Here is a 3862-nt window from a genome sequence, read left to right as displayed (position 1 = left end):
GGGGGGCTGCCCACATTCGTACGAAATGTTCCATCAAGAAACCTACATACATCAGCTAGCTTTCTGGCTGGCACGTATGTAGGCATACAGCGTGGGCTTACTAATAGCTAACAGCTCGCAAATCTTTTTGACGGAGGTTTTCTTGGCTTCGTAGAGTTGAACAGCTAATGCCTGTTTATCCGCATTCAGAATTTGGGGCCGACCGCCTAAGCGGCCTCGCGCCCGAGCAGCCGATAATCCTGTCATCGTTCGCTCCTGAATCAAGTTGCGCTCAAACTCAGCTAATGCCCCAAACAGGTGGAAGACTAATTTACCCGTTGAAGTCGAGGTATCAATCGACTCGTGTAAGCTTTTCAAGGCCACACCCTGACTATCCAGGTAAGCGACCCACTCGATGAGGTCTTTCAACGAGCGACCTAACCGATCCAACCGCCAGACCACCAATGTGTCGCCAGATCGCAAAAGTTTCTTAACCTCGTTTAAACCTGACCGTTCAGCCACCGTCCCACTAATCTTGTCGGTCAATACCTTTTCACAGCCAGCGGCTCGTAGTAAATCCTCCTGAGCATCCAAAAGCTGGTCGTGGGTCGAAACTCGGGCGTAGCCAATTAGCATAATAGTAAAAAAACTTGATTCGTCATCAAGATACTTGACGTTGATTCATTGACCAAGTTTTTTGCCTATTTTGGGTCACTTTTACGCCTATTTCCCGGTTAATGGCCGATAGGCAAACAAACCCTCCTTTTCTTTACGCTTCCTTATGGCCCGCTTAGAGGTTTTAGATGCCATAGCCCGGCAGGAATTTGAGCGGCCACCCCGATTTCAGCGACAACAGCAAGACTATTTTTTTGCTATACCAGACTGGCTAAGGTCACAGGTAAATGGACTCGATAGGCCGGTTAACCGAGCAGGCTTTCTATTACAGTGGGGATACTTCAAAGCAACAGGCAGGTTCTTCAAAACGCTGACATTCAACCCAAGTGATATTATTTTCGTAGCCCGCCAACTTGGACTCAACCCACTCGATCTTGATTTTATAACCTACCGACGCAACACGTTAGGTCGTCATCGACAACTCATCCGCGAAGCCCTGGGCGTTGCCCCTTTTATGGGAGCTCGTAAAATGATCGTACAACAGGAAGCTCGGTATTTGGTCGGGCGACAGGTTCACCCCGAACGGGTCTTTTGGAATGTCTGCGCTTTCACCCGGATGCATCGGATTGAAGTGCCCACGTATTTCGCGCTTTGTGAGTTGATTAGTGAGGCTATCCGCGATGTCGAGCAACGGCTCGATCAAACCCTGGTTGAGACGATTACCCCTGAACAGATACTTGTGCTCGATGAGCTGTTCGACAAACTCCCACCCGATGCCTCCGGTCGTAGCATTCACCAACTGGCCCGGCTCAAAAATGCCCAGGAACTGATGCGCCTGAGTGTGATTCGCCATAATATGAGTTTGGTCAAAGACCTCAAAAAACGGTACCAGGTTCTGTTGCCTTTGCTGACAAAGCTTGATTTATCCGAGGAAATGATCGAATACTATGCTGAGTATGTACTCCGGGCCGATGTGTTTCAGGTCAAGCGAAGACTACGTAAGCACCTGATTTTGTGTTGCTTTATTTCCTATCAGTATTTTCACCTGAGCGATATATTGCTCCAAACTTTTATGCAAGCTACTACCTTGGCCATTAGCCAGGCTGAGGAAAAACGGGATGCCCGCCTATTGGCCATACAGGCCGAAAATATAGTTAACGTCGAAGCCATCTTCGCCAGTTATTTGACTCAGGCCGGTTTTGTCCAGCAGATGCAGGCCATTGCGTTTTCGTTTGATCAGACACAGGAGGAAAAATATGCGGGCTGGATGAAATTGATGAAAGCTGATACGCTCGATGCGTTTCTCAAACTGGTACCATCGGTTGAACACTTACACAAGCAGGCGGTCAAACACCAGCAGGGGGCTTTTCTGCATCAGGCTCTGGGCGAGCAGTCACGTGCGTTGATGAATCGCATTGCTGACTTACTGCGCCACCTGGAGTTCCGTGGGCAACATCCCCATAATCTGGTTATGAAGGCACTGGCGTTCTACCAGCAGAAGGCAGGAAACATCAGCCAACTGAGTAAACCGGCTGATCTGCCCGTCGATTTTCTGACGCGTGATGAGCGGCAGGCTGTACTCCAGCCCATCGTTGATCTGGCTCTGTACCGGGTACTCTTGGCGCAATATGTGATGGAGGAATTGAAAGGTGGCCGCATTACGGTTCGCACTTCTCATTCCTACAAGGCATTTGAAGACTATCTGATCGACGAACAAACCTGGGAAACCCAGCAGCAAACCTTATTGGAACGGGCCGGATTACGGGAGTTGGAGAGCTGGCCCACTGTGCGCGCTGACCTCGAAACCCGGTTTAAAGAGCAGATGGCTCAAACGCTGAATGCTATAAATGACGGCGAAAACCTGTTTGTACGAAAGCGCAAGAAAGGTGGCTTACGGTTTGTCACCCCTAAAAAGCACCCCCAATCAACCCCGTACGATGTATATCCCAAAGACTTTTACGTGTCTATTTTTGAGGTACTTCACACCGTTGACCGATATACCCAGTTTACCGGTGCGCTTACCCATCGGATGGAACACAATCACCAACCGGTACTACCCATAACGGTTAATCTGGCCACACTGATCGGTTGGGGTTGTAACCTGGGGCTGCACCATATGGCGAAAACATCCGCCGTGCCGCTGAACGAATTGGAACGGGCCACGAACTGGTATTTCTCCTCGCAAAACCTACTACTGGCCAACGACCGGGTTACGGCCCTGATGCACCAGTTACCCGTTTCTTCGTTGCTGCGGGAAGAGGAAACGGTTTATCGTTCAGCCTCGGATGGTCAGAAATATATCCTGGCCCTGGACTCGATTCACGCCAACTATTCGGCCAAATATTTCGGCAAGGATAAGGGGGTGACCATTTACAGTTTCATCAGTGATAACTACCCTATCTTCTACACAACGGTCTTTTCATCAGGTGATTACGAGGCTTGGTATGTACTGGATGGCTTATTACACAATGCGTCAACAATGCCTCAGGAGCAAACCCATTCAACGGACACCCATGGAGTGACCGATCTGAACTTTGCTGTGACGTACTTATTGGGAATGGTGTTTCAGCCGCGCATCAAAGACTTTCATGTGGCCACCCTGTATGGGATGCCGGATATGCCAATCCAGCCCCAGGACGGGTACGCTTTTAAAACGGGCGGGTTGGTCAATCCGGGTCTGATCGCCCAACAGTGGGATACAATCAAACGCTTCTTAGCGACCATAAAACTGAATCATGCGCTGCCTTCAACGCTCCTAAGAAGACTCACTTCGTATGCCAGTCATCATCCGCTTTATCTGGCCCTGCGCGAGTTAGGTCGGATTGTACGGACGACCTTCCTGTTTCAATACATGCACGAAGAAGAAACCCGTCGTCGGGTCAACCATCAGTTAACCAAAATAGAGAATATGCATCAGCTGGCGGCTGAATTGAACTTGGGCAAAAACGGTTTAGTGCGGTATGCCACCAAGGAAGACCTACTCGTGATGGCTCGCAGTAAGCAGTTGCTAATCAATGCGATGACGTGCTGGAATATGTTGCATATCTCTCAAAAACTCCAGGAATTGAATCCCCTTGAGCGCAGTCAACTGTTAAGCGGTCTGCCTGATACAGCTCCGCTGAGTTGGAAACATATCAATTTTCAAGGCGAATATGACTTTTCGGAAGGCACGTTACGAAATTTGGTCAGTCTAGAATTGGGTCAACTCTTAAAGGAGGAAGCAAAACCAGTTTGATGGAACATTTCGTACGAATGTGGGCAGCCCCCC

2 protein-coding genes are annotated in these 3862 nt (G+C 49.3%); one reads left to right on the top strand and one right to left on the bottom strand.

All coding sequences use genetic code 11. The annotated features are described in order from the left end of the window. Nucleotides 1–51: 51 nt before the first annotated feature. Complete coding sequence (locus FBR45_RS26250; protein WP_138507425.1) at nucleotides 52–615, bottom strand: recombinase family protein; 564 nt, start codon at nucleotides 613–615, stop codon at nucleotides 52–54. 145 nt (nucleotides 616–760) lie between these two features. Here FBR45_RS26250 and FBR45_RS26245 point away from each other — a divergent pair, with 145 nt between their 5' ends. After that, nucleotides 761–3829 carry a Tn3 family transposase gene (locus FBR45_RS26245; RefSeq protein ID WP_138507424.1) on the top strand — a complete coding sequence of 1023 codons (3069 nt, stop codon included), beginning with the start codon at nucleotides 761–763 and terminating at the stop codon, nucleotides 3827–3829. Nucleotides 3830–3862: the final 33 nt, after the last annotated feature.

The sequence above is a fragment of the Spirosoma lacussanchae genome, from assembly GCF_005870035.1.
GTDB classification, from domain to species: Bacteria; Bacteroidota; Bacteroidia; order Cytophagales; family Spirosomataceae; genus Spirosoma; species Spirosoma lacussanchae.
This window is presented reverse-complemented; position numbering and strand designations above follow the sequence as displayed.